We start from the raw sequence: 24,205 nt of genomic DNA, 5'->3' as shown, positions 1-24,205 counted from the left end.
TGACGCGTGACGAATGTATCGGTATCGGCGCGAGTGCGCAGCTGGGCGCTTGCGGTGTGGCATTTCGTCAGCAGCGCGCCATTGACGTACACCTGGCTGTTGGTACTGGCGATCACGACGATCATCCAGAACCAGCTCACCGGGCGGCAGTTGCACACCGTCCTGCTGCACCGGTCGACCAACATTAGGCACCTGGGGCGAGATCCGCTGGAGGTGCTGTTCTCCAGCCTGTTGTGGATCGACGGCCGGAACCTGGAGCCCTACCTTTTGCTGTTCACGCTGTTTCTGGCTCCCGCCGAGCATTGGCTTGGCCAGTTACGTTGGCTCACAGTAGGACTGACCGCTCACATCGGCGCTACTTATTTCAGCGAAGGTTTGCTCTATTTCGCGATCCAAATGCGTGACGCATCCGAACGTCTGGTGCAGGCGCGCGATATCGGGGTCAGCTACTTCCTGGTGGGGGTGATGGCCGTGCTGACCTACCACATCGCCAAGCCCTGGCGGTGGGGCTACCTGGGCGTGCTGTTCGTCATCTTCGGTTTCCCGCTGATCACCATGGACAAGACCGAACTGGACTTCACCGCGATCGGACACTTCACGGCCATCCTGATCGGCCTGGCTTTCTATCCGATGGCTCGAGAACGCCACCGGCCGGCGTGGAATCCGGCGAGGCTCAAAGAGATTTTCCGCAAGCGAGGCTCGCAGGAGGCGCCGGCCCCCCATACCGTCTAAGCCACTCGCACGCATGGAATGCTGACACCGATGCGGCATTACTACTCTGCAGACCAGATCCGGGACGCCGAAGCACCGCTGTTGGCCAGCCTGCCCGACGGCGCGCTGATGCGGCGGGCGGCCTACGGACTGACCACCGAGATCATCCGGGAACTGAGCGACCGCACCGGCGGGGTCGCCGGCCGCCGGGTGTGCGCGGTCGTCGGATCCGGCGACAACGGCGGCGACGCGCTGTGGGCAGCCACCTTCCTGCGCCGCCGCGGCGCGTCGGCCCGCGCGGTGCTGCTCAACCCGGAACGCACCCACCGTAAGGCGCTGGCAGCGTTCACCAAAGCCGGCGGTCGCATCGTCGAAACGGTTTCTGCCGCAACCGATCTCGTTATCGACGGGGTGGTGGGCATCTCCGGCTCGGGGCCGCTGCGGCCCGCGGCGGCCGAGGTGTTCGGCGCCGTGCACGACGCCGGGATCCCGGTGGCCGCCGTCGACATCCCCAGCGGCATCGACGTCGCGACCGGGGCGATCACCGGCCCCGCGGTGCGCGCCGCGCTGACCGTCACCTTCGGTGGCCTCAAACCGGTCCACGCGCTGGCCGATTGCGGTCGCGTCGCGCTCGTCGATATCGGGCTCGAGCTGCCCGACACCGATCTGCGGGGGTTTCAGGCCGCCGACGTACTCGCGCGCTGGCCGGTGCCCGGCCCCGACGACGACAAGTACACCCAGGGCGTCACCGGCGTCCTGGCCGGGTCCTCGACGTATCCGGGCGCGGCGGTGCTGTGCACCGGTGCAGCGGTTGCGGCCACCTCGGGGATGGTCCGCTACGCCGGCAGCGCCCACGCCGAGGTGCTCTCCCACTGGCCGGAGGTGATCGCGTCGCCCACCCCGGCGGCGGCCGGACGGGTGCAGGCCTGGGTCGCCGGGCCGGGACTGGGTACCGATAACGCCGGAGCCGCCGCGTTGTGGTTCGCGCTGGAAACCGACCTGCCCGTCCTGGTCGACGCCGACGGGCTGACCATGCTGGCGGCCCACCCGGAGTTGGCGGTCAATCGCCGGGCGCCGACGGTGCTGACGCCGCATGCCGGGGAATTCGCCAGGCTGGCCGGCGCACCGCCGGGCCCCGATCGGGTCGGCGCCTGCCGCAGGCTCGCCGACAACTTCGGCGCCACCGTGCTGCTCAAGGGGAACGTCACCGTTATCGCCGATCCAGGCGGCCCGGTGTACCTGAGCCCGGCCGGACAATCGTGGGCGGCAACCGCCGGTTCCGGTGACGTGCTGTCCGGGATGATCGGTGCCCTGCTGGCCTCAGGGCTTGCACCGGCCGAGGCGGCCGCGGCAGCGGCCTTCGTGCATGCCCGGGCGGCCGGGCTGTCGGCCATTGATCCAGGGCCGGGCGGCGCGCCGACGTCGGCGTCGCGAATCTTGCACCACATCAGGGCCGCCCTGGCCGCTCTGTAAAGCGCTGTCACAACGAAAGGACCCGCCGTGCCCCCCAGCGACCCGTCCGTGCCCACGCACTCGATTGCTCCGGCCTACACCGGGCGGATGTTCACCGCTCCCGTCCCGGCACTGCGGCTGCCCGAGGAATCGATGGATCCGGAAGCCGCCTACCAGTTCATCCACGACGAACTCATGCTCGACGGCAGTTCGCGGCTGAACCTGGCCACCTTTGTCACCACCTGGATGGACCCCGAGGCCGGGCAGCTGATGGCCGAGACGTTCGACAAGAACATGATCGACAAAGACGAATACCCGGCGACCGCGGCCATCGAGTCGCGCTGCGTATCGATGGTCGCCGACCTCTTCCACGCCGAGGGGCTGCGCGACGACGACCCGGGCAGCGCCACCGGGGTGTCGACGATCGGCTCCAGTGAGGCGGTAATGCTGGGTGGGCTGGCCATGAAGTGGCGTTGGCGGGAAAAGACCAAGGACTGGAAGGGTCGCACACCCAACCTGGTGATGGGTTCCAACGTGCAGGTGGTGTGGGAGAAGTTCTGCCGTTACTTCGACGTCGAACCCCGTTATCTGCCGATGGAAAAAGGGCGCTACGTCATTACACCCGAGCAGGTCATCGATGCCGTCGACGAGGACACCATCGGTGTGGTGGCGATTTTGGGCACCACCTATACGGGTGAGCTGGAGCCGGTTGCCGAGATCTGCGCGGCGCTGGACGCAGTGGCGGCGGGTGGCGGTGTCGACGTCCCGGTGCACGTCGACGCCGCCAGCGGCGGCTTCGTGGTGCCGTTCCTGCACCCCGACCTGCAGTGGGACTTCCGGCTGCCGCGGGTCGTGTCGATCAACGTCAGCGGCCACAAGTACGGGTTGACCTATCCCGGCGTCGGGTTCGTGGTGTGGCGCGGTCCCGAGTACCTGCCGGAGGACTTGGTGTTCCGGGTCAATTACCTCGGCGGCGACATGCCGACGTTCACACTGAACTTCTCGCGTCCGGGCAACCAGGTCGTCGGCCAGTATTACAACTTCCTGCGGCTGGGCCGCGAGGGTTACACCAAGATCATGCAGGCGCTGTCGCAGACGGCGCGGTGGCTCGGCGAGCAGCTGGAGTGCGCCGAGCATTGCGAGTTGATCTCGGACGGTTCGGCGATTCCGGTGGTCGCCTTCCGGCTCGCTGGGGACCGCGGTTACACCGAGTTCGACCTCTCGCACGAGTTGCGGACATGCGGATGGCAGGTGCCGGCCTACACCATGCCGGACAACGCCACTGACATCTCCGTACTTCGCATTGTGGTGCGGGAAGGGCTGTCCGCCGACCTGGCCCGGGCATTGCATGACGACATCTCTACCGCGGTGCGGACGCTGGACAAGCTCAAGCCCGGCGGGCATTACGACGCCCAACACTTCGCGCACTAGCGCCGACCCGTTGGGAGGCGGGCGGCGTCATGTCACATCCGTCACACTGGCCTCTGCCGGGGACGGTGCGCGTTGTGCCTGCCAACGTAGAGACGGGTGTGACCCATGTGACCAACGCCGCGTAGTTTTCCCGTTCTGGGAGAATGGCTGCGAACCCGACATCCAGACGAGTGGGAGCACGACTTCGTTGGCCGTTACGCCGATATCCCGGACACCGGGCGTCCTGGCCGAGGCCGTGGTCGACCTGGGCGCCGTCGAACACAACGTGCGGGTGTTGCGCGAACACGCCGGGAACGCACAGATCATGGCCGTCGTCAAGGCTGATGGCTACGGCCACGGCGCGACCAGGGTTGCCCGGGCGGCGCTGGCGGCGGGGGCGGCCGAACTCGGTGTCGCCACCGTCGACGAGGCGCTGGCGCTGCGCGCCGACGGCATCACCGCGCCGGTGCTGGCCTGGTTACATCCGCCCGGCATCGATTTCGGGCCTGCGCTGATTGCCGACGTCGAAATCGCGGTCTCGTCGGCACGTCAACTCGACGAACTGCTGGATGCGGCGGCCCGTACCGGCAAGACGGCGACGGTGACCGTCAAGGTCGACACCGGGCTGAACCGCAACGGCGTGGCGCCGGCGCTGTACCCGGACATGCTGGCCAGGTTGCGTCAGGCCGTCGCCGAAAATGCGATCCGGCTGCGGGGGCTGATGTCGCACCTGGTATATGCCGACGCACCGCAACAGCCCATCAACGACGTTCAGGCCCAACGATTCCGGGGCATGCTGGCATACGCCCGCGAACAGGGCGTCGGGTTCGAAGTGGCGCACCTGTCGAATTCGTCGGCGACCATGGCCCGTCCTGACCTGACCCTCGATCTGGTGCGGCCGGGCATCGCGGTGTACGGCTTGAGCCCGGTTCCGGAGCTGGGCGAGATGGGCCTGGTGCCGGCGATGACCGTGAAATGCGCTGTAGCCCTAGTCAAATCGGTTCCCGCGGGAGAAGGCGTGTCGTACGGGCACACCTGGATCGCGCCGCGGGACACCACGGTGGCGCTGCTGCCGATCGGCTACGCCGACGGCGTGTTCCGCTCGCTGGGCGGCCGTCTGGAGGTACTGATCAACGGCCGCCGCCGACCTGGGGTCGGCCGGATCTGCATGGACCAGTTCGTCGTCGACCTCGGCCCCGGCCGGATCGACGTGGCCGAAGGCGACGAGGCCATTCTGTTCGGGCCTGGCACCCGCGGCGAGCCCACCGCACAGGACTGGGCCGATCTGGTCGGCACCATCCACTACGAAGTGGTCACCAGCCCGCGCGGGCGGATCACCAGGACCTATCGCGAGGCCGAAAACCGTTGAATCCCAACGAATCCCATAAGAGTTACCAGGGTAGAGCCTGGCTTGCGGGAGGCGCCGGGCTGACCGCGGTCGCCACGATCGTCGGAGCCGCTGCCCGCCGGTCGCTGGCCGAACGCAGCGGCGTCGTCGAAGACCCTTACGCCGACGAGGATTTCGAGCGGCTGGACAGCGAGCGCGGCCACGTGGTGACCACCCCCGACGGGGTGCAGCTGGCGGTGCGCGAGGCCGGGCCGATCGACGCCCCGGTGACCGTGGTGTTCGCACACGGGTTTTGCCTCCGCATGGGCGCCTTCCACTTTCAGCGGATGCGGCTGGGCGAACACTGGGGCTCGCGGGTGCGCATGGTCTTCTATGACCAGCGTGGGCACGGCCAGTCCGGCGAAGCCGCACCCGAGACCTACACACTGACCCAGCTGGGCCAGGACCTGGAAACGGTGCTGCGGGCCACCGCGCCGCGCGGGCCGACTGTGCTGGTCGGTCATTCCATGGGCGGCATGACGGTGTTGTCGCATGCCCGCCAGTTTCCCGAGCACTATGGACGCCGGCGACGGATCGTGGGGGCAGCGGTGATCTCCTCGGCCGCCGAAGGGGTGACGCGCTCACCGCTCGGCGAGTTCCTGAAGAACCCGGCGTTGGAAGCCGTGCGGTTCACCGCGCGCTCCGCGCCGAAGCTGGTACACCGGGGCCGTACCGTGTCCCGGTCGCTGATCGCCCCGATCCTGCGCGCCGCGTCCTTCAGTGACCTGCAGGTCAGCCGGAGCCTGGACGCGTTCTCGCAGCGGATGATGAACGACACCCCGATCGCCACCCTGGTGGAGTTCCTGCAGGCCCTGGAAGTCCACGACGAAACCGCCGGGCTGTGGACGTTGCTGAAGGTCCCGACCCTGATCGCCTGCGGCGACCACGACCTGCTCACCCCGGACGAATACTCGAAGAAGATGGCGGCTTCGCTGCCGCGGTCGGAACTGGTCATCGTCAGCGGGGCAAGTCATCTGGCGCTGCTGGAGAAGCCCGACGCCATCAACGAGGGATTGATTCGGCTGGTCGACCGGGCCACTCCGGGTGCAATGACGTTGCGGTACCGGCAACTGCGAGAACAGTTGAGACGCCGTGGCTGAGCAGCAGAAGCTGGAGCGTGTCGAGGACACCGTCGCCCTGGGAGCCCGGTTGGGTGAGCAGCTGCGGGCCGGCGACGTTGTGGTGCTGTCCGGTCCGCTGGGCGCTGGAAAGACCGTGCTGGCCAAGGGAATTGCCGCAACCTTGGATGTCGAAGGTCCGGTCACCTCGCCAACCTACGTGCTGGCGCGGGTACACCCGGCGCGCCGCCCCGGCCGTCCGGCGATGATTCATGTCGACCTGTACCGCTTGCTGGACCGGCCCGGTGCCGCTCTGCTCGGCGAACTCGACTCCCTGGACCTCGACACCGAACTCGACGACGCGGTGGTGGTGGTCGAGTGGGGTGAGGGCCTGGCCGAACGCCTTTCGCAGCGCCACCTCGACGTCCGGTTGGAGCGAGTCAGCCATTCCGACGTGCGGATCGCGACCTGGCAGTGGGTGTGTTCATGAGCGTCGTCCTTGCCATCGACACCGCGACCCCGGCCGTGACCGCGGGCGTGGTGCGCCTCGATGGCTTTGTCACGGTGGCGCAGCGGGTCACCGTCGACGCCCGAGCACACGCCGAACGGTTGACACCTAACGTGCTGTCCGCACTTGCCGACGGGGGGCTGAGCATGACCGACCTGGACGCCGTGGTGGTCGGCTGCGGGCCCGGACCCTTTACCGGGCTGCGGGTCGGGATGGCGACGGCCGCGGCCTACGGGCACGCGCTGCAGATCCCGGTGTACGGCGTGTGCAGCCTGGACGCCATCGGCGGCCACACCACCGGTGACACGCTGGTCGTCACCGACGCACGCCGGCGCGAGGTGTACTGGGCTCGGTACCGCGACGGGGTCCGCACCGTCGGGCCGGCCGTCAACGCCCCGGCCGACGTCGATCCGGGACCGGCCCGCGCGGTCGCGGGCTCGCCCGAGCACGCGTCGTTGTTCGGCCTGCCACGGTGCGAGCCGGTGTACCCTACGCCGGCCGGGCTGGTCGGCGCGGTGCGCGAATGGAGCGACGACCCGCCGCCGCTGATGCCGCTGTATCTGCGACGCCCGGATGCCAAACCGTTGGCGGCCGGCGCATGACTGCCCACACCGAACCCGTCATCCTTGGTGCGCTGACCCCCGCCGATGCCGGGCGATGCGCCGATCTGGAAGCGCAGCTGTTCGACGGCGACGACCCGTGGCCGGCGGTGGCGTTCGAACGGGAACTGGCCAGTGCGCGCAACCACTATGTAGGTGCGCGCTGCGGCGACGCCCTGGTCGGCTATGCCGGCATTTCCCGGTTGGGTCGCATCCCGCCCTACGAGTACGAGGTGCACACCATCGGGGTGGATCCGGCCTACCAGCGACAGGGCATCGGCCGCCGGCTGCTCAACGACCTGCTCGATTTCGCCGATGGCGGCGTCGTATACCTGGAGGTCCGCACCGACAACGAGGCCGCCCTCGCGCTGTATCGCAGCGTGGGATTCGAGCAGATCGGCCTGCGCCGGCGCTACTACCGGGTCAGCGGCGCCGACGCCTACACGATGCGACGGGAGGCGCGCGAATGACTATCGTGCTGGCCATCGAAACCTCGTGCGACGAAACGGGAGTCGGCATCGCGCGGCTAGACGCTGACGGCACGGTGACATTGCTGGCCGACGAGGTGGCCTCCAGCGTCGACGAGCACGTGCGCTTCGGCGGGGTGGTCCCCGAGATTGCCTCCCGGGCACACCTGGAAGCGCTTGGTCCCGCGATGCGTCGGGCACTGGTGGCGGCCGGTGTGAAACGACCGGACATCATCGCCACCACCATCGGCCCGGGCCTGGCCGGTGCGCTGTTGGTGGGGGTGGCCGCGGCCAAAGCCTATGCGGCGGCGTGGGGAGTGCCGTTCTACGCCGTCAACCACCTGGGCGGGCATCTGGCCGCCGACGTCTACGAACACGGCCCGCTGCCCGAGTGCGTGGCGCTGCTGGTGTCGGGCGGGCACACCCACCTGCTGCAGGTGCGGTCGCTCGGTGAACCGATCGTCGAGCTGGGCAGCACCGTCGACGACGCCGCCGGTGAGGCCTACGACAAGGTGGCACGGCTGCTGGGCCTGGGTTATCCGGGCGGCAAGGTGCTTGACGACCTGGCCCGCACCTGCGGCCGCGAGGCCGCGGAGATCCCCGTGTTCCCGCGCGGCATGACCGGGCCGGCCGATGATCGCTACGCGTTCAGCTTCTCCGGGCTCAAGACCGCGGTAGCCCGCCACCTGGAAAGCCATCCGGACTTCCGGCCCGCCGACGTCGCCGCCGGATTCCAGGAGGCCGTCGCGGACGTGTTGACCAAGAAGGCGGTGCGCGCGGCCACCGACCTGGGGGTGTCGACCCTGCTGATCGCGGGCGGGGTGGCCGCCAACTCCCGGCTGCGCGAGCTGGCCACCCAGCGCTGCGCCGAGGCGGGGCTGAGTCTGCGTATCCCCAGGCCCCGGCTGTGCACCGACAACGGCGCCATGATCGCCGCGTTCGCGGCGCACCTGGTTGTCGCGGGGGCGCCGCCGTCACCGCTGGATGCAGCCACCGATCCCGGCCTGCCCGTGGTAACAGGGCAGGTAAGCTAGCCCTTTGCGCGAAATTGCCGTCATGGCTGTGGTTGGTGAGCGGACCACAACCATGGCGGCAATCTCGGTGTCGGCCGCCTCCGCAACGCAAACACGCAGAAGCACCGGGGTGCCCTTGAGTGCTAGCACTCTCATGTATAGAGTGCTAGGTGGCAGTCGGACGACCCCTGTTGCCGGCACCCGCGACGACGGCGCGAGGGCACGGAAGAATGCCGAATCACCTGGTAATTCGGACGGTTCCGGGGCAAGCCCCGGACCGACCGCCAACTCCGGTCCGGGCCTGAACCCGGACCCGACCCAATAGTGGAGGGCTCCAATCGTGGCGAAGGTGAACATCAAGCCACTCGAGGACAAGATTCTCGTGCAGGCCAACGAGGCCGAGACCACGACCGCGTCCGGTCTGGTCATTCCCGACACCGCCAAGGAGAAGCCCCAGGAGGGCACCGTCGTCGCTGTCGGCCCCGGCCGGTGGGACGAGGATGGCGAGAAGCGCATCCCGCTGGACGTCGCCGAAGGCGACACCGTCATCTACAGCAAGTACGGCGGCACTGAGATCAAGTACAACGGCGAGGAATACCTGATCCTGTCGGCACGCGACGTGCTGGCTGTCGTTTCCAAGTAACAGAAACCGTGTTCCGCCCCGGCGATCCCCGTGCTCGGCCACGGGTGATTTCCGGGGCGGCATGCGTAAAGGAGCCTGATGAGCAAGCTGATTGAGTACGACGAAATCGCGCGTCGCGCAATGGAGGCGGGCGCGGACAAGCTCGCCGACACGGTAAGGGTGACGTTGGGCCCGCGTGGTCGGCACGTGGTGTTGGCCAAGTCTTTCGGCGGACCCACTATCACCAACGACGGCGTCACCGTCGCGCGTGAGATCGACCTGGAAGACCCCTTCGAGAACCTGGGCGCCCAGCTGGTGAAATCGGTGGCCACCAAGACCAACGACGTTGCCGGCGACGGCACCACGACCGCCACGGTGCTGGCCCAAGCTCTGCTCAAGGCCGGTTTGCGGCTGGTCGCTGCGGGTGTCAACCCGATCGCACTCGGCGCCGGCATCGGCAAGGCTGCCGACGCGGTGTCCGAAGCGCTGCTCGCGTCGGCCACACCCGTATCGGGCAAGGATGCCATCGCTCAGGTGGCGACGGTGTCCTCGCGCGACGAGCAGATCGGTGAGCTGGTGGGCGAGGCGATGACCAAGGTCGGCGCCGACGGCGTGGTCAGCGTCGAGGAATCCTCGACATTGAGCACCGAGCTGGAATTCACCGAGGGGGTCGGCTTTGATAAGGGCTTCTTGTCGGCGTACTTCGTCACCGACTTCGACTCGCAGGAGGCCGTGCTCGAAGACGCGGTGATCCTGTTGCACCAGGAGAAGATCAGCTCGCTGCCGGACCTGCTGCCGCTGTTGGAGAAGGTTGCCGAAGCCGGCAAGCCGCTGGTGATCATCGCCGAGGACGTCGAGGGCGAGGCGCTGGCGACGCTGGTCGTCAACTCCATCCGCAAGACGCTGCGAGCGGTCGCGGTGAAGTCGCCGTACTTCGGCGACCGGCGCAAGGCGTTCCTGCAGGACCTGGCGGCGGTGACGGGCGCCGAGGTGGTCAACCCCGACGCCGGCCTGGTGCTGCGGGAAGTGGGCCTGGAGGTGTTGGGCTCGGCCCGTCGGGTGGTGGTCAGCAAGGACGAGACCATCATCGTCGACGGCGGCGGCGCTCCGGAAGCGGTTGCGGCCCGGGTCAATCTGCTGCGCGGCGAGATCGAGCGAAGCGACTCCGACTGGGATCGCGAGAAGTTGGGTGAGCGGCTGGCCAAGTTGGCCGGCGGGGTCGCCGTCATCAAGGTGGGTGCCGCCACCGAGACCGAGCTCAAAGAACGCAAGGAAAGCGTCGAGGACGCGGTCGCTGCCGCCAAGGCTGCGGTCGAGGAGGGCATCGTCCCCGGGGGCGGCTCCGCGCTGATTCAGGCCCGCCAGGCGCTGAAGGATCTGCGCGCGTCACTGTCGGGCGATGAGGCGCTCGGCGTCGACGTGTTCTCCGAGGCCCTCGCCGCACCGCTGTACTGGATCGCCACCAATGCCGGGCTGGACGGCGCGGTCGCGGTCAGCAAGGTCAGCGAGCTGCCCGCCGGACACGGCCTCAACGCCAGCACGCTGACCTATGGCGACCTGGCCGCCGACGGTGTCGTCGACCCGGTCAAGGTGACCAGATCCGCGGTGCTCAACGCCGCATCGGTGGCCAGGATGGTGCTCACCACCGAGACGGCGGTGGTCGAGAAGCCCGCCAATGCGGACGAGCACGACCATCACGGTCATGGTCACGGCCATCACCACCATCACTAGGTAAGCGGTGACGAAACACCCCGGCCCCGGCGGCCGGGGTGTTTCGTGTCTCCGCCGGTCACGGGGATTTAGGCTTAGTCTCCCGGCATGGACCGTATCTGGCAGTGGGCGTGGGATCAGTACAGAGCGAGGTACTCGTGGGCGATCTTCGCGATCAGTGTTCTCGTGGCGCTACCGATCTGGCTTGTGTCGTCGATAATCCTTACGGCTTACGAGCATTCCGATCATTATTTCGAGACGGCTGCAGTGACGGTTGTCGCCGTGCCGGTGGCTGTGTACGCCACTGTTCTTCCTGGCCTAGGCCGAATCCGCTCCGTCGAGCAGTGGGCGGCGGGCCAGAAGGTCGATCCGGCGACAGCCCTGGAAAACACCTATGCGTACGCTCGCGAGGCGGTTCTCCGAGGCGTGGTTGTCACCGCTGTTTGGGCTGCCGTGCTTTCTGTCGTTGTCGGTGCGATCGCGGGGGCGACCTGTTCGCGGCTTGTCCAGTACGGCATATGGGGTGCCGTCCTCGGAACTGCCACCCAGGCCGCAAGCCACAGCTTCGTGGAAGCATCGCTTCGGCCATCGCGAGTCGCACTCACTGGTGATACGGGGATCGGTGATTCCCTGCCCCGCTCACGTCCGACTTTTGCAGCGTGGTCCAGCGTATTCATGGTCAGCGTCGCGTTTGTGTTCGCGCTCGCGGGCGCGATGCTGGGGGCAGTGTTTCATCGGGTCAGTGAGGTTCCCTTATTCGCCGTCGTGATCGCCTGTGGATTGGCGTTTGGCATGGGGGTACCGATCACGCTCGCCTCCGCGTTTTCACCCTCCTTGCAAACCGTTCGCGACCTCGCCGAAGGAACTGAACGTGTGGCGGCGGGTGTTTACAGCCAACGCCTGCCTGTGGCTCAAGACGATGACCTCGGTGCGCTCGCAGCATCGTTTAATCGCATGCAGGCGGGTTTGGCTGAGCGGCGACGCCTGCAGGCGGCGTTTGGAACCTATGTCGACCCGGCCCTCGCAGCACGGCTGCTTGAGCAGGGTAATGATGTGTTCACCGGGGAGCGCCGTGAGGCGACGGTGATGTTCGTTGACATCCGCGACTTCACGCCGTTCGCCGAGGCACACAGCGCTGAGGAAACCGTTGCCCGCCTCAACGCGTTGTTCGAGATCGTCGTGCCTGCCGTCGTCGAGGCTGGTGGCCACGTGAACAAGTTCCTCGGCGACGGCGCTCTGGGCGTCTTCGGCGCTCCGAGCGATCTCCCGAATCACGCGGACGCCGCAGTGGGCGCAGCGGCATCGATCAGCCGCCCTGTCGCCGAGCGATTCGGCGGGGAGCTTCGCGTCGGCATCGGGATAAACACTGGTGTAGTGATCGCCGGAACCATTGGCGGCGGCGGCAAACTCGAATTCACCCTCATCGGTGACGCCGTCAATGTGGCGGCCCGCGTCGAGCAACTCACCAAAACCACCGGCAACACTATCCTTCTCACCCAGCAGACCGTCGACGCATTGGTTTCCCGACCGCCGGGACTTACCGACCGGGGTGCACATGCGCTGAAGGGCAAGTCAGCCCCCACAGAGGTTTTCGGCCTCGACCCAGCGGTCACACCCTCGCATCGCCTCGGCTGAATGGCGAACGCTCGCCAGCCGGCGGATGCCAAAGACGACGGCCACGGTCATCGCCCCGTTGGGCTCACTGCGACACCGGCTGAATGGATACGAGGCAGAACCAGCCAGGGTGATCGTCGTAGGGCGTGAACCGGACAACCAGCACGCCGGGAGGAAACCGGCTGGCGAAGTCATTGAGGGTCCTGGGTAGCAGGTATACGGCCTTGGCGTCGTTGTACCAACTGGGATTGGACGGGTCGACGCTGAGGTTGCCGATGCGTTCAATCTCGGCGTCCCAGCGTTGCACCGGGTCTGGCGGTGTACCTCCGAATCCCGCCGACTTCAGGTACGCATCCGTTGGTCCGGTAAGGGTAATTGCCGCCCCGCCACCGACTGGCGCGCCGGTGATTGTTCCATCGGTGACATCGGCTGTCACCGACTTCAGCCGCGCCGTGCAGACGTTTTCGACGACGTTAGGCGGAACGCACAAATCGGGCAGCGGGGCGCCGTGAGCCTCGGCGACATTCACAAGGGCCGTAAAAGACAGGACGGCTATGGCTCCAATGGTGGTCATCCGACGGCTGCATTTTTTCGGCATCGGTATGTCCCTCTCTCGGAAGGCGCCGACCGCCTGGGGCCGTTCGGCAGTGAACTCTATCCCGACCGGTTCATCACCGGAGGTAACTGCTGAGAATCGAGGCAAGCGGGGGCCGATGTTGGGCGTGCATCCTCGGTCGAGTTCGCGAAGTGCACGATGGCGCTGCGGTGATTGTCGAGCAACCCCCGAACAGACCAGGCACGCCTGGACGTCGCGGGAACAGCCGAAAACAACCAGCCCTCAAGCTGATTGGCGCTGCATGACCCATTACGGGTCAACTCTTAGGTGTGGCCGTGGTGGACGAGCTGGCCGCAGGCGCGATCACACCGCAGGCCACCCGCTTACCCGAATCACCGGTGGCGAGTGTCTCTTCGTCCGGGCCCGGTGTGCCGTTCTTCTGGGTGTAGCGGGCGGGAGGGATATTGCCGAAGTTACCCGGGTCCTGGTGAATGATCAGCGCGGTGCCCGAGCCGTTTCGCAGGTCCGCCGCGGTAAATGAGTTCGAGGTGGTGACAAGTTCGCCGCGCCGTCGGAGCGCACCTCCAAGGAAGTCAGGTCGCCGCTGGCGGGATGACCGGTGTGACCCGGCGCCTGGTGGTGGCTCCCGGCGGAGTTGAAGTCGCCGGATGCGCCTCCCGTCGGTGCCACGGAATTGGCCTCGCATTTACCCACCGAGTGGATGTGGAGCCCGTGGAAACCGGGCGTGAGGATCTGGTTGGGGACCGTTTCTACGGTCATCGTCACGAAGCCGTTGGCGAAATCGAAGGTGGCGTTGCCCACCGGAGTTCCGTCGGCGCTCTTCAACTGCGAGGTCATCCGCTCGGTGCCGGGCGGCGGGGCGGTGAGCGGCGACGTATTGGGCTGGTGGTGTTCTGGTTGGTGCACGCAGCTATCGGTGCGATGGCCGCGGTAAGCACCGCGGCCGCACCGGCCGCAGGTCTTTTCAAGCCCGTCATGGCCTGCGCTTACCCGGATCAGCCGACGCCAAACCGCGGCCTCGGCGGTAAGCGGTCAATACCCCGGATACTTGCGCCAGATGCGCTGGGCGTCGTCGTCAAAGCTGTGCTCGGACAGATGCCAGGCCGCATAGTCGTAGAGGTCGTCGGCGATCTCGCTGATGACGTCGCGAAGTTCCAGCGGATCCAGCCATTCGCTGGAAATGGCGCCCACGCCGAGCGCTGCGCCGAGGAGGTTGCCGGCAATCGAGCCCGTCGAATCCGAGTCGCCGTCGTGATTGACCGCCGGCACAACACCGTCGGCGAATGACTCTGCTACCAGCGCGCAGTACAACCCGATGGCCAGCGCCTCCTCGGCGACCCACCCTTGCCCCAACCCGGCAATGGCCTCATGGGCCTGATGGCGGGGCCCACCGCGACGTGCCGCGGCCTCGGCCGCCTCGACCGCGGTGAGGGTTTCGTGATGGTCAGCGAACTCGATGAGGATGCGTTTGGCCTCCGGCAGCGCTTCCGTCAGCGGTATTCCAAGGACCAGCTGGTAGATGAGTGCCGAGAAGACCCCGGCCGACAACGAACCCGTGGGGTGACCGTGTGTCAGGGCCGCAAGTTCGGTACCGATCCGGAACGCCAGCCGCAGGGTGGCCTCGGGCCGGCGCGCGACAAACAGCCCCACCGGCGCCACCCGCATGACACCGCCACAGCCCTTGCTGTTGTTGTCCGCGGCCTCGCCGAGGTGGCGCATGCTGCGAAGCGCCGAAACGCAGGTAGTGCCCGGCGCGCGCTGGCTGTGCAGCCGGCGCTGCTGATAGAGCCAGCCCGGCTGGCCTTCACCGAACGGCTCGCCGATCCCGACTCGGTGCATGGGAGTTTCACTCTGGGTGCGCAGCCACCGCAGATAGGCGTTGGCCGTGACCCCGGTGTACGTCGATACGCCCTTCATGCGTCCGCGGACCCAGTACCGCAGCAGCCCTTCGGCGGTGAACAGGGTCATTTGGGTGTCGTCGGTGACCAGGCCGACGCCGCCGTAGGCGGGTGCATACGCGGTGATCCCCTCCGGGCCGAACTGGGCCAGGATCTGCTCGCGGGTGTGGAATTCGACCGGCGCGCCCAATGCGTCGCCCACCGCCCCGCCGAGCAGGCAACCGACGAAGCGTTCACGGTCGTTGACAGTCATGCTCGCCGACGCTAACGGAGCCGGCCGCACCCCGCCGGTCAATCCGGCGGGGCCCGGCCCCACCAGCCGTTATGCGCTCTGATCTGCTCGATTCCGTGGCAGCAGCACCCAGACGGCGACTGCCGCGGCCAGCGGGATCAGGGCCATGGCCAGGCTGGTGGTGCGCAATGCCGAGGCAATGAGCTCCTGGGTGTCTGCCAAAACCCGATGTGCCAACTCCGGGTTGAGGGCCGCGAGGCTGCCGAGGTGGCCGCCGCCGTTCGAGCGCGATGCCTCCAACGCGTTGGCGGCCTGAGCGGGAGAGATACCCAAGCCGGCGAACCGCTGCCGGGCCCGTGCGGCATAGAACGTGGTGGTCAGCAGGGTAACCACGGTGGGGCCCAGGGAGTAGAAGGATTGGCCGGCCCCTGGTTTGACCGACGACACCGATCCCTCCAGCCCCGGCGGGGCATAGCTCATCATGATGCTGGCCTGCGGGGGCTCGACCATGGCAACCCCGACGCTGAGCGTCACCACCCCCAAGCCGATCACCGGGAGGGATGTGCTCACCCCGAAGGTGGCGAACATGCAGCTGGCCAGGGTGAGCAGTCCCAGACCCCACAGCATGGTGGTACGCGCCGACGTCCGCATCATCATGCGACCGCCCAGGACGGCCGCGGGTGCTTGCACCGCGGCGGCCAGCACCAGCAGCAGGCCCAGCACGGTCGGTGAGAACCCGCGGACCACGGTGGTGTAGTAGCCCAGCAGGAGCACCCGGCCGGCCAGCAGGAAGTTGAAGGCCAATCCGGTGATGACCGCGGCGTTGAAGGGGCCGGCCCGGAAGATCCGCAGGTCCAGCGCCGGTTGGTCGGTGTGCTGCTCCCACCAGACGAAGAAGACTCCGCCGGCCAACCCGATCAGCAGCGGCGGCACGGCCGCGCCGGGGCCATGAGCGAGGCGGGACAGTCCGTAGACCAGGCTGACCATCATGAGCCCGGCTGCGCCGATGCCGGGGTAGTCGATCCGGCGGCCCCGGATGCGGAACGTTTCGGGGACGAACCGCAACGTGATCGGAATGGTGATCAGCGCCGCGGCCGGGGCGACGACCAACGCCCAGCGCCACCCCAGCGACTCGACCAGGATGTCGCCGATCAGTGGTAGCGGCGCCCCTACCAGGAATGCCGTTCCGAGGAAGAGGCTGATGGCCTTGCCTCGCTGCGCGGGCGGGAAGGTGGCGTTGATGATTGCCAGGGAGAGCCCCAGCAGAAAGGCGAAACCCGCACCCGTCAGCGCACGGGTGATCATCAGGATCACCGCGTTGGGCGAGAGCGCAGCAAGCAGACCGCTGACGATCACGCCGGCCAGGCCCAGCAGATACATCCGGCGTTTGCCGTAGATGTCGCCCAGCGTGCCGGCGCCGAGGATGGTCGCGGCCAGAGTCAGCGTGGCCAGACTTGCGGTGAATCCGGCGGCGGCGGTACTCATATGCAGGCCCTCGCGCACCGGCACCAGGCTGCTGGAGAAGATGGCCGGGTCGGCACCGGTGATGGCGAAGCCCAGACCCATGGCCAGCACGGTCATCCATTGGGCGAACGTCAGCTTGTCCTGGGCCGACCGGGTTTGCGTGTCGGGCGCGGTCATGGGGTTCCTCCGTTATTGCGTGTGGGGTGGGTCGGGTTAACCGGCGGCGGGCGAGCCGACGATCACGAAGCGCTGCGCAAGGCCGTATCGGGATGCGCTGGCGCCGCTCGTGTTGGCGGCTCTGCCGGCCGCCGGCAGACCGCCCAGCATGGGGGCCGCCGCATCCGGTGCAATCTGGGACGTGGACGCCAGCCCGGTGTTCGGCAATGCCGTGGCGGCGTGGCTGATGTTCGGGGCTGCGGCGCCCCAACTGTGTGGTACCGACAATGCCCCGATCGAACCGGCCCGGCCCATACCCGCCGACACCATCCCGGCCCGGCCCAGACCCGGCATTTTGATCGGAAAGCTGGTGGCCGCCTGCGCCAGCGGTCCCGCGGCCTGTGCGGCGGCCTGCCCAATCGACAGGAACGACCTCAGGACCGACGTGATGGACATCGTCGCCGACGTACTGCCCATGACGACCTCGACGGGGGTCAGCATCCCTTCTTCCACCGTGACCACCCCGGCGATCAACGGACGGGTGGCGAACCACTTCAGCAACGGCGGCACGGTGCTGATCAACTGTGACAACTTCACCGCGTTGCTGGCGGCCGCGTGACCGGCCGTCCGGCCGGCCACGTGGGCGACCTCCGGCGCTACGGCGAACGGGGTCAATCGGGTTGCGGCCGCCGCGGCGGCGGCATAGCCGTACATCGCGGCGGCGTCTTGGGCCCACATCGTGGCGTAGTGGGCCTCGGTGGCCGCGATCGCCGGCGTGTTCTGGCCCAGGACGTTGGTCGCCACCAGCGCCATCAGCAGCGCGCGGTTGGCCGCGATCTCCGCCGGCGGCACGGTCATCGCGAACGCCGCATGGTAGGCGGCCGCGGCTGCGGTGGCCTGCCCGGCGGTCGCCTCGGCCTGCCCTGCCGTGACGTTCAGCCACGCCAGGTAGGGGGCGGTCGCGGTCGCCATCGCCACCGATGCCGCACCTTGCCATGGCCCGCCAACCAGCCCCGAGATCACCGACCAGCACCGAGCGGCGGTGGAGTACAACTCGGCAGACAGCCCGTCCCAGGCCGCCGCCGCAGCCAGCAGCGGCCCGGAACCGACCCCGGCATACATGCGCGCGGAGTTGATCTCCGGCGGCAAAGCTGCGTAGTCCATCGCGGCCCCCGATCAGCCGAACGCAGCGGTGTTGGCGGCTTCGGCGGCGCCGTACGAGGCGGCGCTGGTGCCCAACGCGGTCACCAACTGGTCGTGAATGGCCGCGGCGTGGGCGCTGATCTCCTGGTACAGGACGGCGTGCGCGGCGAACTGAGCGGCGATCAGTGCGGAAACCTCGTCGGCAGCGGGTGGCACCACCGCGGTGGTCGTGGCTGTCGCGGCCGCGTTGTGCGCGTTCATCGCCGAGCCGATACCCAGCAAATCGGCTGCTGCGGCCACCAGCGCCGGTGGCTGAGTGGTCACGAAAGACATGCGCTTACCTCCCTCTGAGTTGACCTGTGAGCTGGTCCCTGAACTGGCCGGGTACTGGCCACGTGCTCTCTATGATCGAGACCACAGCACCGCCGCCCAAGGGCGAAATGACCCAACCCACCTCGATGGATGGTGCAAAAGTGTGCGCACACCGCACGAGCGGCGCCGACGTGGTCGCCGCCCGCGGATGCCGCAGGCCTGTGCCCACGCCCTGCGGTGTCTGGTCCGGTTGCGGGAATTCTCGGACTTCGTTGTCACCCTCGATGCGGCCTATCCGGCCGCGGCCACCAATCCCGTTGCACCGCTGTGCGATTCATTACAGTTACATCGCCCACCGCGCGGCGCTAGGGTGATTTCCGGTTCTTACCGGAATCCGTGCCACTACCCAGGTCTCATGGCAAAGACCCCGAATACGTCGGCTTGCTGAGCACTATCGGCCCCGCCCGAGTGCCGGTCCCGGCAGTGTCGGCCACACGTTGTTCCGCGGTGTGCCCTGCCGGCAACGCGTCCCCGCACCCGCACTGCGGCGTCGTGGCTGTGCGGCCAAGCTTGGCGCGCAACTTCGACAAGGTGAATCGATGGTTCTCGCCGTCGTAATAGAACCGCACCGGTCGGAACAGCAAATACACCAGCAGCAAAATGGCCATCGTCAGCAGCGCCGTCCAACTCTTGACGCCATGCGCCGTTGTCGTCCTGGTATACCGCGTGATGTACCGGTAAAAGTCAAGCACCGGGGCTTCCAACCGCCGGCCTGATATGCCTGCGACCATTGTCGGTTCGTACGCAATCTTCAAATCGTTCTTGAACAAGGTCAGGGCGAGGTCGATATCTTCGTGCAGTAGATCTTCGGGATCCCGATGGGCCAGCTGACGGATCGCTCGCCACGCCGAGTTCCGGATTGCCATATTGGCGCCTAGCAGAAACCGCTGATCTGTTGAGTGCCTCTCCAGATAGCTGCGAATCCGGTGGTCTCCCCAGAAACCGAACCTTCGCAAAGGCATGTCGTGATAGAAAACCGGACCGGTCGCCGCGGCCACGGCCGGGTTGGTGAATCGGCGGCGAAGTGTCTCGACCCAGTCGGCGGCGATGATGGTATCGGCATCGATACGGCCGATGACATCACTGCGCGCATGGTCGAATCCATGGTTGCGGGTCGGAATGAGCCCTTGATGCGCATTCTGTTCGAGCACCCGGATGTTGAGCTGCCGGTGGTGTTTTTGATATCGGCGCACCACCGCCAGGGTATCGTCGGTTGATTTGTTGTTGACCACGATGATCTCGTCGGGCGCGGATGTCTGGGCAATGCATGATTCCAGGCATCGGCCGATAATTCGGCTCTCATTATAGGCAGGGATAACTATTGCCACGGACGGCCGCGGCGACACGACGGGGGGCCGGATTTCCGCGACATGCGCGGGTCGGACGGCGGACAGCTGTCCGCCGTCCCAGTCATCCCGTCCGCGCGTCAATACCAACTGTGCAGCGCTCACGACATCTTCCTAACCTATAGCGATCTTGCCGAGATCGAGCAAATTGCTGGTCGCCTCCAAAAACTGGTCGTTTTCGTGTGGCAATCCGGCGGAAACGCGCAGATAGTGTGACAAACCCACGTCGCCGAGAAAGATGCCCGCGTTTGCATAGGCTTCCCAGACTGCATGCGCATCACCCAATTTCCCCAGGAGAAAGAAGCTGGTGTCGCTGTGGGGAATATCGAATCCGGCCATCCGGAGGGCGGTGACCATCCGGTCACGTTCCAGCAGAAGCTCGGGAACTTTAGCCAGGATCTCGTCGGCGCGATCAATGATCACCGCTGCCGCGGCTTGCGTCATCGATGACACGTGGTACGGAAGTCGCGTCGCGAGCAGCGTATTAATAATGTTCGGGGCAGCGATCATGTAGCCTAATTTGCCGCCGGCGAACGTGAACGCCTGGCTCAGGGTCCGGCAGATCACAACCTTGTCCGGGTACCGGTGTATGAGCTGGACCGCACTGTCTTTGGTCGACATTTCGATGAAGGCCTCGTCGATGACAAGTATTCCGGACCGTAGCCGGGACAGCACTTCCTCGAACATATCCATGCTGAAGCTGTCGCCCGTGGGATTGTTTGGATTCGCGATCACCACGACATCGGGCTGGCATCTTTCTATGGCGGTGAGGGCAGCGTCTATGTCGCGCTGCGGAAAATCGCGGGACGGCACGCTCCGCCATTGGGCGCCGACCCCTTCCGCGATCACCGGGAAATATCTGTACGACGGTTCCAAACCCAGTACGGTTCCGCTCGGCCCCGCGAACGCGCGAAAGATCTGCTGCAGTATTTCGTTGCAGCCATTGGCAACCCAGATGTTTTCGGCCGACACTGCGCTACGCACATGATTGGAGATGTATTCGGCCAATTTCGTTCGCAACACGGTCGCGTTACTGTCGGGATAGGTGTTGATGGCTGCGATTTGGCCTCGGACCGCTTCGATGACCGCGTTCTGGATGTGTGGTGCCAACGCGTACGGGTTGACCGGACAGTGCAAGCCGATCCCGCCATATCCGAGTAAGCCCGGAACGGGCCGTCTGAGTATGTGAATTCGGTCCGGTGATGTCGTCGTACCGCCGGGAATGTGCAGCGGAAGTGATGTGGTTTTCATATTTCCCCATTGGGTTACTCGGCGGCGGTCGGAAAGACCTCGATGGCGGAGCGGCCACCATCACACAATGCGCGCTCATCGCCGTGCCCGTGCCCGGCAAGTTGCTCACCACCGCCGCAGACGGCTATGGCTGCCGACGATCTGTGATCCATCATCGTTATCGGGCCGTTGCCGTCCAAGGGCTAAACCTCCCAATCGGGTCGGCAAATGGTGCAAAAGTGTGCACACGGGTCTAGGGTGAGTGGGTGGTATGGCAAAGTCCGTCGCCGCAGGTATGCGAGATGATTGGGCAGGGAGCGCGGATTGTCCTCAACGCTCCCCCCGAGTGGTTTGACGAATACGACCGGCAAACCATGGCGGCCAACCCGTCCATAGCCGTCGATCCCGTCCTGGCAGCGGCCGCCCGACGGAGCATTCGGTCCAGCCTGATGCATTGGGCCGCAGCCAATGTCAGCAATCCGGGCGCTCCGGTGCCGCCCAATGTGGGCCCCGAGCCACTGAGCATCGCCCGGGACATGGCGCGCCGCGGCCTGGAGCCGTTCACTTTCCGTCCGGCACTGACCGTGGGCTGGCGGCTCTGGATGGATATCGGCTTCCAGCTCGCCTCCGACCCCGACGAGCTGCGCGAGCTGCTCGATGTGTCCTTTCGGTCCATCAGCAACTTCATCGACGCCACGGCTGCCGGCATCGCCGCCCGGGTGCAACAGGAACGTGACGAATTGGCCCGCGGCACTCATGCCGAGCGCCGCGAAGTGACCGCCCTGATTCTCGACGGCGCCCCGATCAGCCGCCAGCGTGCCGAAGCGCGACTTGGCTACGCCCTCAACCGCGCCCACATCGGCGCGGTCATCTGGAGCGACGAACCCGACGGCGACCTCAGCCAGCTTGACCGCGTCGCTGACGCCTTCGGCGACGCCGCCGGTTTCGCGCGGCCACTGACGGTGATCGCGAGTGCGGCCACCCGATGGGTGTGGGTGCCCGAGTCCGCCCTCGATGTCGAGCTGGTTCGCCGGGCGGTCGAGGGCACTCCCGGCGCGCGAATCGCCATCGGCACGATCGCGAAGGGAATCGAGGGCTTCCGGCGCAGCCACCTCGAGGCGCTCACCACCCAGCGCATGGTGGCCGGGCTGCAATCCCACCAGCGGGTGGCGTTTTTCGCCGATGTCCAGTTGATCGCATTGATCACTCAAAACCGGGAAGCCGCAGAGGAATTCATCAAGAACACGCTGGGCGACTTCGAGTCGGCCGGGCCCGAGCTGCACAAGACGGTGCTGACGTACATCAACGAGCAGTGCAGCGTCGGGCGCACCACGAAACTTCTTTACACACACCGCAACACGCTGCTGCGTCGACTCGAGCGCGCTGAGCAACTCCTGCCTCGACCCCTGGAGCACAGCAGCGTTCACGTCGCCGTCGCACTCGAGCTCCTGCAATGGCGCGGCAAGCCAACCACCTAAGCTGCGTCGGGCGGTGGTGCCGGTCAATGTTGCTTATCTGGCGGATTCGGATCGGTGGCCACGGCGGTGCGGTGGATCGCTTCGACTGGTGAGCGGATTCGGGCTGGCGGCGGCGCGGTGCGCACTATCGGACAATTGGTCTATAGAATATCGACGGCATTGAAAGAAACGAATGGCGTCTCGCCTTTTGACTGACGGGCATGGTTTTTGTAGATTTCCGACAGCAATTTGTTCGCAGGCAAGTGATTCCGCAGCTCATTTTGCGAAGGAAGATCCTGCAATAGCTCGTCGAGCGTCTGTCTCCTGGCGTATTCATTCTGACCCATATATAGCTCGGCCTCATGTCCTTTCAGATCCATTTCCCCAAATTGAATCTTCTCAAATGCTTTGCCGCCGATGAGATTTGAATTTCGGAAGATGTAAATGTCAAAATGGTTTGCGCCGCCCGTATCATAGTGAGACAGACCTTGCTGCTTTGATTGCTGCGATTGGTACGAGTGAATTTGCACTGACGCCAACGGCCCGACATGTATGTTGATATATTCGTGCCGCAATCGTCCATTTGACTTGTATGTGTCGTCGGGCAGGATCGGCCAGGCACGCTGTGAAAATCCTGTCTGGATCAGTGATAACTGCGCAGTCGTCAATATTTTTCCGTGCTTCATCGCCTGCAACTGAGAATAGCTGTCAACTTCGCCAAATTCATGCAGTTTCTGATCGTGCATGTAGTCGCTGAACGCGGCGGCCGTCGCTTTCCCAAAGAAGCGCTCGTAGGTATCTTCAGTGATGGCTGTATGCTGATCGCCAGGACGAATGTACTGAGAAAACAACGTTATTGTATCAGGGGTTTTGCTGCTCGCCTGGCTGCTTAATCTAAGCAGGAGCGTCAGCAGGTCCACAAAATGATATCCAGAATGCATCAGTTTGCCATAACCATACTTATATGGGTGATTTTCGCGGTGCACAAATTCGTCCGGCATGTTCCACATACCATCGGAGTGATGGATAGAAATATATGTAATGGGAACGTCGTACTCTTTTATTAGAGCCTCCAGGACGTCAAAGACCTTTCGGTAACCAGCGTGGTTCCGACGCTGACTTTGCACCAAAACCCGTGAGTTTGGATGCTGGTCTGTCATCTCTGCCAAACGAGCAACATCGTTATAAATATTTTCCGCTGCCTCGATTGACGTCACCAGGCCAACTGGAGCTGTAACCGGCTTGTCGGTCATTACGTGAATACCACGCTTTATGCACTCCTCGATATATACTTTATGCGCTTTGGGTTCGGTTGCGATAAGGGCCTTGTTAATTTTGTGTTCTTTAAGACTGGCGGCCGCCAGCGGATCAATCGTTCCCGATCTGAGCTGAGTGTCTGCATCCAAGAATTCGACTCGCTTGGGTTGGATTTTCTGCTTTTCCAGGAATGCTGCAGCGGTTTCTTGCTGCGTCTTTAGCTCAACCAGCAGCTCAAAGCTTGCCGATGGATCGCCCTGGAAATATTCCGACAGATACGGGTAATACACCTTTCTAGCATGCGGTCCCAATCCGATCAGTGCGACTCGGTTGTTCATCGATCCTCCAACGTCAATAATTCCTATAACCCGAGCAATGCCGCGGTCACGCTTGGTCGGCGCAGACACGCCATCATCAAGCTTTCCGATCTACGATTGCGGTACTAGATCTGACCGGTCCACGAATTTCGCCAATTTGGCACAGCGAACCGATGCTGCCGGGCGGTCCCAGCAGCTCCGAATG

At 65.5% G+C, this 24,205-nt stretch carries 21 protein-coding genes and 1 pseudogene; 13 read left to right on the top strand and 9 right to left on the bottom strand.

Annotated features, from left to right (window positions below; genetic code table 11):
• Positions 1-6 precede the first annotated feature (6 nt).
• The 12 genes from BST40_RS00315 (at position 7) to BST40_RS00260 (ending at position 12,572) form a co-directional block, all read left to right on the top strand.
• On the top strand, positions 7-732 hold the full coding sequence (locus tag BST40_RS00315; protein ID WP_075547104.1) for a rhomboid-like protein: 726 nt from the start codon (positions 7-9) through the stop codon (positions 730-732).
• 30 nt (positions 733-762) lie between these two features.
• Positions 763-2,184: an NAD(P)H-hydrate dehydratase gene (locus BST40_RS00310; RefSeq protein ID WP_083153167.1), complete on the top strand. Its 1,422-nt coding sequence runs from the start codon at positions 763-765 to the stop codon at positions 2,182-2,184.
• 27 nt (positions 2,185-2,211) lie between these two features.
• Entirely contained in the window at positions 2,212-3,594 is a 1,383-nt protein-coding gene (gene gad / locus BST40_RS00305; RefSeq protein ID WP_089024955.1) for a glutamate decarboxylase, read from the top strand.
• A gap of 187 nt (positions 3,595-3,781) precedes the next feature.
• Complete coding sequence (gene alr / locus BST40_RS00300; protein ID WP_083153097.1) at positions 3,782-4,942, top strand: alanine racemase; 1,161 nt, start codon at positions 3,782-3,784, stop codon at positions 4,940-4,942.
• 59 nt (positions 4,943-5,001) lie between these two features.
• Positions 5,002-6,060 carry an alpha/beta fold hydrolase gene (locus BST40_RS00295; RefSeq protein WP_425270685.1) on the top strand — a complete coding sequence of 353 codons (1,059 nt, stop codon included), beginning with the start codon at positions 5,002-5,004 and terminating at the stop codon, positions 6,058-6,060.
• Entirely contained in the window at positions 6,053-6,508 is a 456-nt protein-coding gene (gene tsaE, locus BST40_RS00290) for a tRNA (adenosine(37)-N6)-threonylcarbamoyltransferase complex ATPase subunit type 1 TsaE (protein WP_075547107.1), read from the top strand. The genes BST40_RS00295 and tsaE overlap by 8 nt, the downstream gene beginning before the upstream one ends.
• Positions 6,505-7,128, top strand: coding sequence for a tRNA (adenosine(37)-N6)-threonylcarbamoyltransferase complex dimerization subunit type 1 TsaB (gene tsaB / locus BST40_RS00285; RefSeq protein ID WP_083153094.1), 624 nt, complete (start codon positions 6,505-6,507; stop codon positions 7,126-7,128). The genes tsaE and tsaB overlap by 4 nt, the downstream gene beginning before the upstream one ends.
• Positions 7,125-7,595 (top strand): ribosomal protein S18-alanine N-acetyltransferase, encoded by a 471-nt coding sequence (gene rimI, locus BST40_RS00280; RefSeq protein ID WP_075547109.1) that lies wholly within the window; start codon positions 7,125-7,127, stop codon positions 7,593-7,595. Before tsaB ends, rimI begins: the two co-directional genes overlap by 4 nt.
• Positions 7,592-8,626, top strand: coding sequence for a tRNA (adenosine(37)-N6)-threonylcarbamoyltransferase complex transferase subunit TsaD (tsaD, locus tag BST40_RS00275; RefSeq protein ID WP_083153092.1), 1,035 nt, complete (start codon positions 7,592-7,594; stop codon positions 8,624-8,626). The genes rimI and tsaD overlap by 4 nt, the downstream gene beginning before the upstream one ends.
• A gap of 319 nt (positions 8,627-8,945) precedes the next feature.
• The gene (gene groES / locus BST40_RS00270; protein ID WP_003418028.1) at positions 8,946-9,248 is read left to right on the top strand and encodes a co-chaperone GroES; all 303 of its coding nucleotides are present in this window, start codon (positions 8,946-8,948) and stop codon (positions 9,246-9,248) included.
• 78 nt (positions 9,249-9,326) lie between these two features.
• Positions 9,327-10,958 carry a chaperonin GroEL gene (gene groL / locus BST40_RS00265; protein WP_083153090.1) on the top strand — a complete coding sequence of 544 codons (1,632 nt, stop codon included), beginning with the start codon at positions 9,327-9,329 and terminating at the stop codon, positions 10,956-10,958.
• 87 nt (positions 10,959-11,045) lie between these two features.
• The gene (locus BST40_RS00260; RefSeq protein WP_083153088.1) at positions 11,046-12,572 is read left to right on the top strand and encodes an adenylate/guanylate cyclase domain-containing protein; all 1,527 of its coding nucleotides are present in this window, start codon (positions 11,046-11,048) and stop codon (positions 12,570-12,572) included.
• A gap of 64 nt (positions 12,573-12,636) precedes the next feature.
• Here BST40_RS00260 and BST40_RS00255 read toward each other — a convergent pair whose 3' ends face one another.
• From BST40_RS00255 to BST40_RS00220, 8 genes and pseudogenes are all read right to left on the bottom strand, one after another.
• Positions 12,637-13,125, bottom strand: coding sequence for a hypothetical protein (locus BST40_RS00255; protein ID WP_083153086.1), 489 nt, complete (start codon positions 13,123-13,125; stop codon positions 12,637-12,639).
• 298 nt (positions 13,126-13,423) lie between these two features.
• A pseudogene (sodC, locus tag BST40_RS00250) lies at positions 13,424-14,105 on the bottom strand (superoxide dismutase[Cu-Zn]).
• A 55-nt stretch (positions 14,106-14,160) separates the two neighbouring features.
• Positions 14,161-15,279, bottom strand: a complete 1,119-nt coding sequence (locus BST40_RS00245) for an ADP-ribosylglycohydrolase family protein (RefSeq protein WP_075547114.1) — start codon at positions 15,277-15,279, stop codon at positions 14,161-14,163.
• A gap of 69 nt (positions 15,280-15,348) precedes the next feature.
• Positions 15,349-16,899 (bottom strand): MFS transporter, encoded by a 1,551-nt coding sequence (locus BST40_RS00240; RefSeq protein WP_083153084.1) that lies wholly within the window; start codon positions 16,897-16,899, stop codon positions 15,349-15,351.
• Between the two features lie 36 nt (positions 16,900-16,935).
• A complete protein-coding gene (locus BST40_RS00235; protein WP_083153083.1) occupies positions 16,936-18,042 on the bottom strand; it encodes a PPE family protein in 1,107 nt (368 codons plus the stop codon).
• 12 nt (positions 18,043-18,054) lie between these two features.
• Positions 18,055-18,354: a PE family protein gene (locus BST40_RS00230; RefSeq protein WP_083153081.1), complete on the bottom strand. Its 300-nt coding sequence runs from the start codon at positions 18,352-18,354 to the stop codon at positions 18,055-18,057.
• A gap of 392 nt (positions 18,355-18,746) precedes the next feature.
• Entirely contained in the window at positions 18,747-19,844 is a 1,098-nt protein-coding gene (locus BST40_RS00225; RefSeq protein ID WP_083153080.1) for a glycosyltransferase family 2 protein, read from the bottom strand.
• A gap of 9 nt (positions 19,845-19,853) precedes the next feature.
• The gene (locus BST40_RS00220; protein ID WP_083153078.1) at positions 19,854-20,990 is read right to left on the bottom strand and encodes an aminotransferase class I/II-fold pyridoxal phosphate-dependent enzyme; all 1,137 of its coding nucleotides are present in this window, start codon (positions 20,988-20,990) and stop codon (positions 19,854-19,856) included.
• A gap of 245 nt (positions 20,991-21,235) precedes the next feature.
• On the opposite strand from BST40_RS00220, the gene BST40_RS00215 reads away from it, so the two are divergent.
• Entirely contained in the window at positions 21,236-22,447 is a 1,212-nt protein-coding gene (locus BST40_RS00215; RefSeq protein ID WP_083153077.1) for an Rv1453 family transcriptional regulator, read from the top strand.
• A 140-nt stretch (positions 22,448-22,587) separates the two neighbouring features.
• On the opposite strand, the gene BST40_RS00210 is transcribed toward BST40_RS00215, so the two are convergent.
• Positions 22,588-24,090, bottom strand: coding sequence for a Gfo/Idh/MocA family oxidoreductase (locus BST40_RS00210; RefSeq protein ID WP_142276694.1), 1,503 nt, complete (start codon positions 24,088-24,090; stop codon positions 22,588-22,590).
• Between the last annotated feature and the right edge of the window lie 115 nt (positions 24,091-24,205).

This window comes from Mycobacterium persicum, assembly GCF_002086675.1.
GTDB classification, from domain to species: Bacteria; Actinomycetota; Actinomycetes; order Mycobacteriales; family Mycobacteriaceae; genus Mycobacterium; species Mycobacterium persicum.
Note: the sequence above shows the minus strand (reverse complement) of the source record. Positions and strands in the feature narration are given on the sequence as shown.

Coding starts and splice junctions, on each gene's coding strand:
- BST40_RS00235 (WP_083153083.1), bottom strand. CDS start 18,042: ATGGACTACGCAGCTTTGCCGCCGGAGATCAACTCCGCGCGCATGTAT.
- BST40_RS00240 (WP_083153084.1), bottom strand. CDS start 16,899: ATGACCGCGCCCGACACGCAAACCCGGTCGGCCCAGGACAAGCTGACG.
- BST40_RS00260 (WP_083153088.1), top strand. CDS start 11,046: ATGGACCGTATCTGGCAGTGGGCGTGGGATCAGTACAGAGCGAGGTAC.
- tsaD (WP_083153092.1), top strand. CDS start 7,592: ATGACTATCGTGCTGGCCATCGAAACCTCGTGCGACGAAACGGGAGTC.
- BST40_RS00255 (WP_083153086.1), bottom strand. CDS start 13,125: ATGACCACCATTGGAGCCATAGCCGTCCTGTCTTTTACGGCCCTTGTG.
- BST40_RS00245 (WP_075547114.1), bottom strand. CDS start 15,279: ATGACTGTCAACGACCGTGAACGCTTCGTCGGTTGCCTGCTCGGCGGG.
- BST40_RS00220 (WP_083153078.1), bottom strand. CDS start 20,990: ATGAAAACCACATCACTTCCGCTGCACATTCCCGGCGGTACGACGACA.
- rimI (WP_075547109.1), top strand. CDS start 7,125: ATGACTGCCCACACCGAACCCGTCATCCTTGGTGCGCTGACCCCCGCC.
- BST40_RS00230 (WP_083153081.1), bottom strand. CDS start 18,354: ATGTCTTTCGTGACCACTCAGCCACCGGCGCTGGTGGCCGCAGCAGCC.
- tsaB (WP_083153094.1), top strand. CDS start 6,505: ATGAGCGTCGTCCTTGCCATCGACACCGCGACCCCGGCCGTGACCGCG.
- BST40_RS00310 (WP_083153167.1), top strand. CDS start 763: ATGCGGCATTACTACTCTGCAGACCAGATCCGGGACGCCGAAGCACCG.
- groL (WP_083153090.1), top strand. CDS start 9,327: ATGAGCAAGCTGATTGAGTACGACGAAATCGCGCGTCGCGCAATGGAG.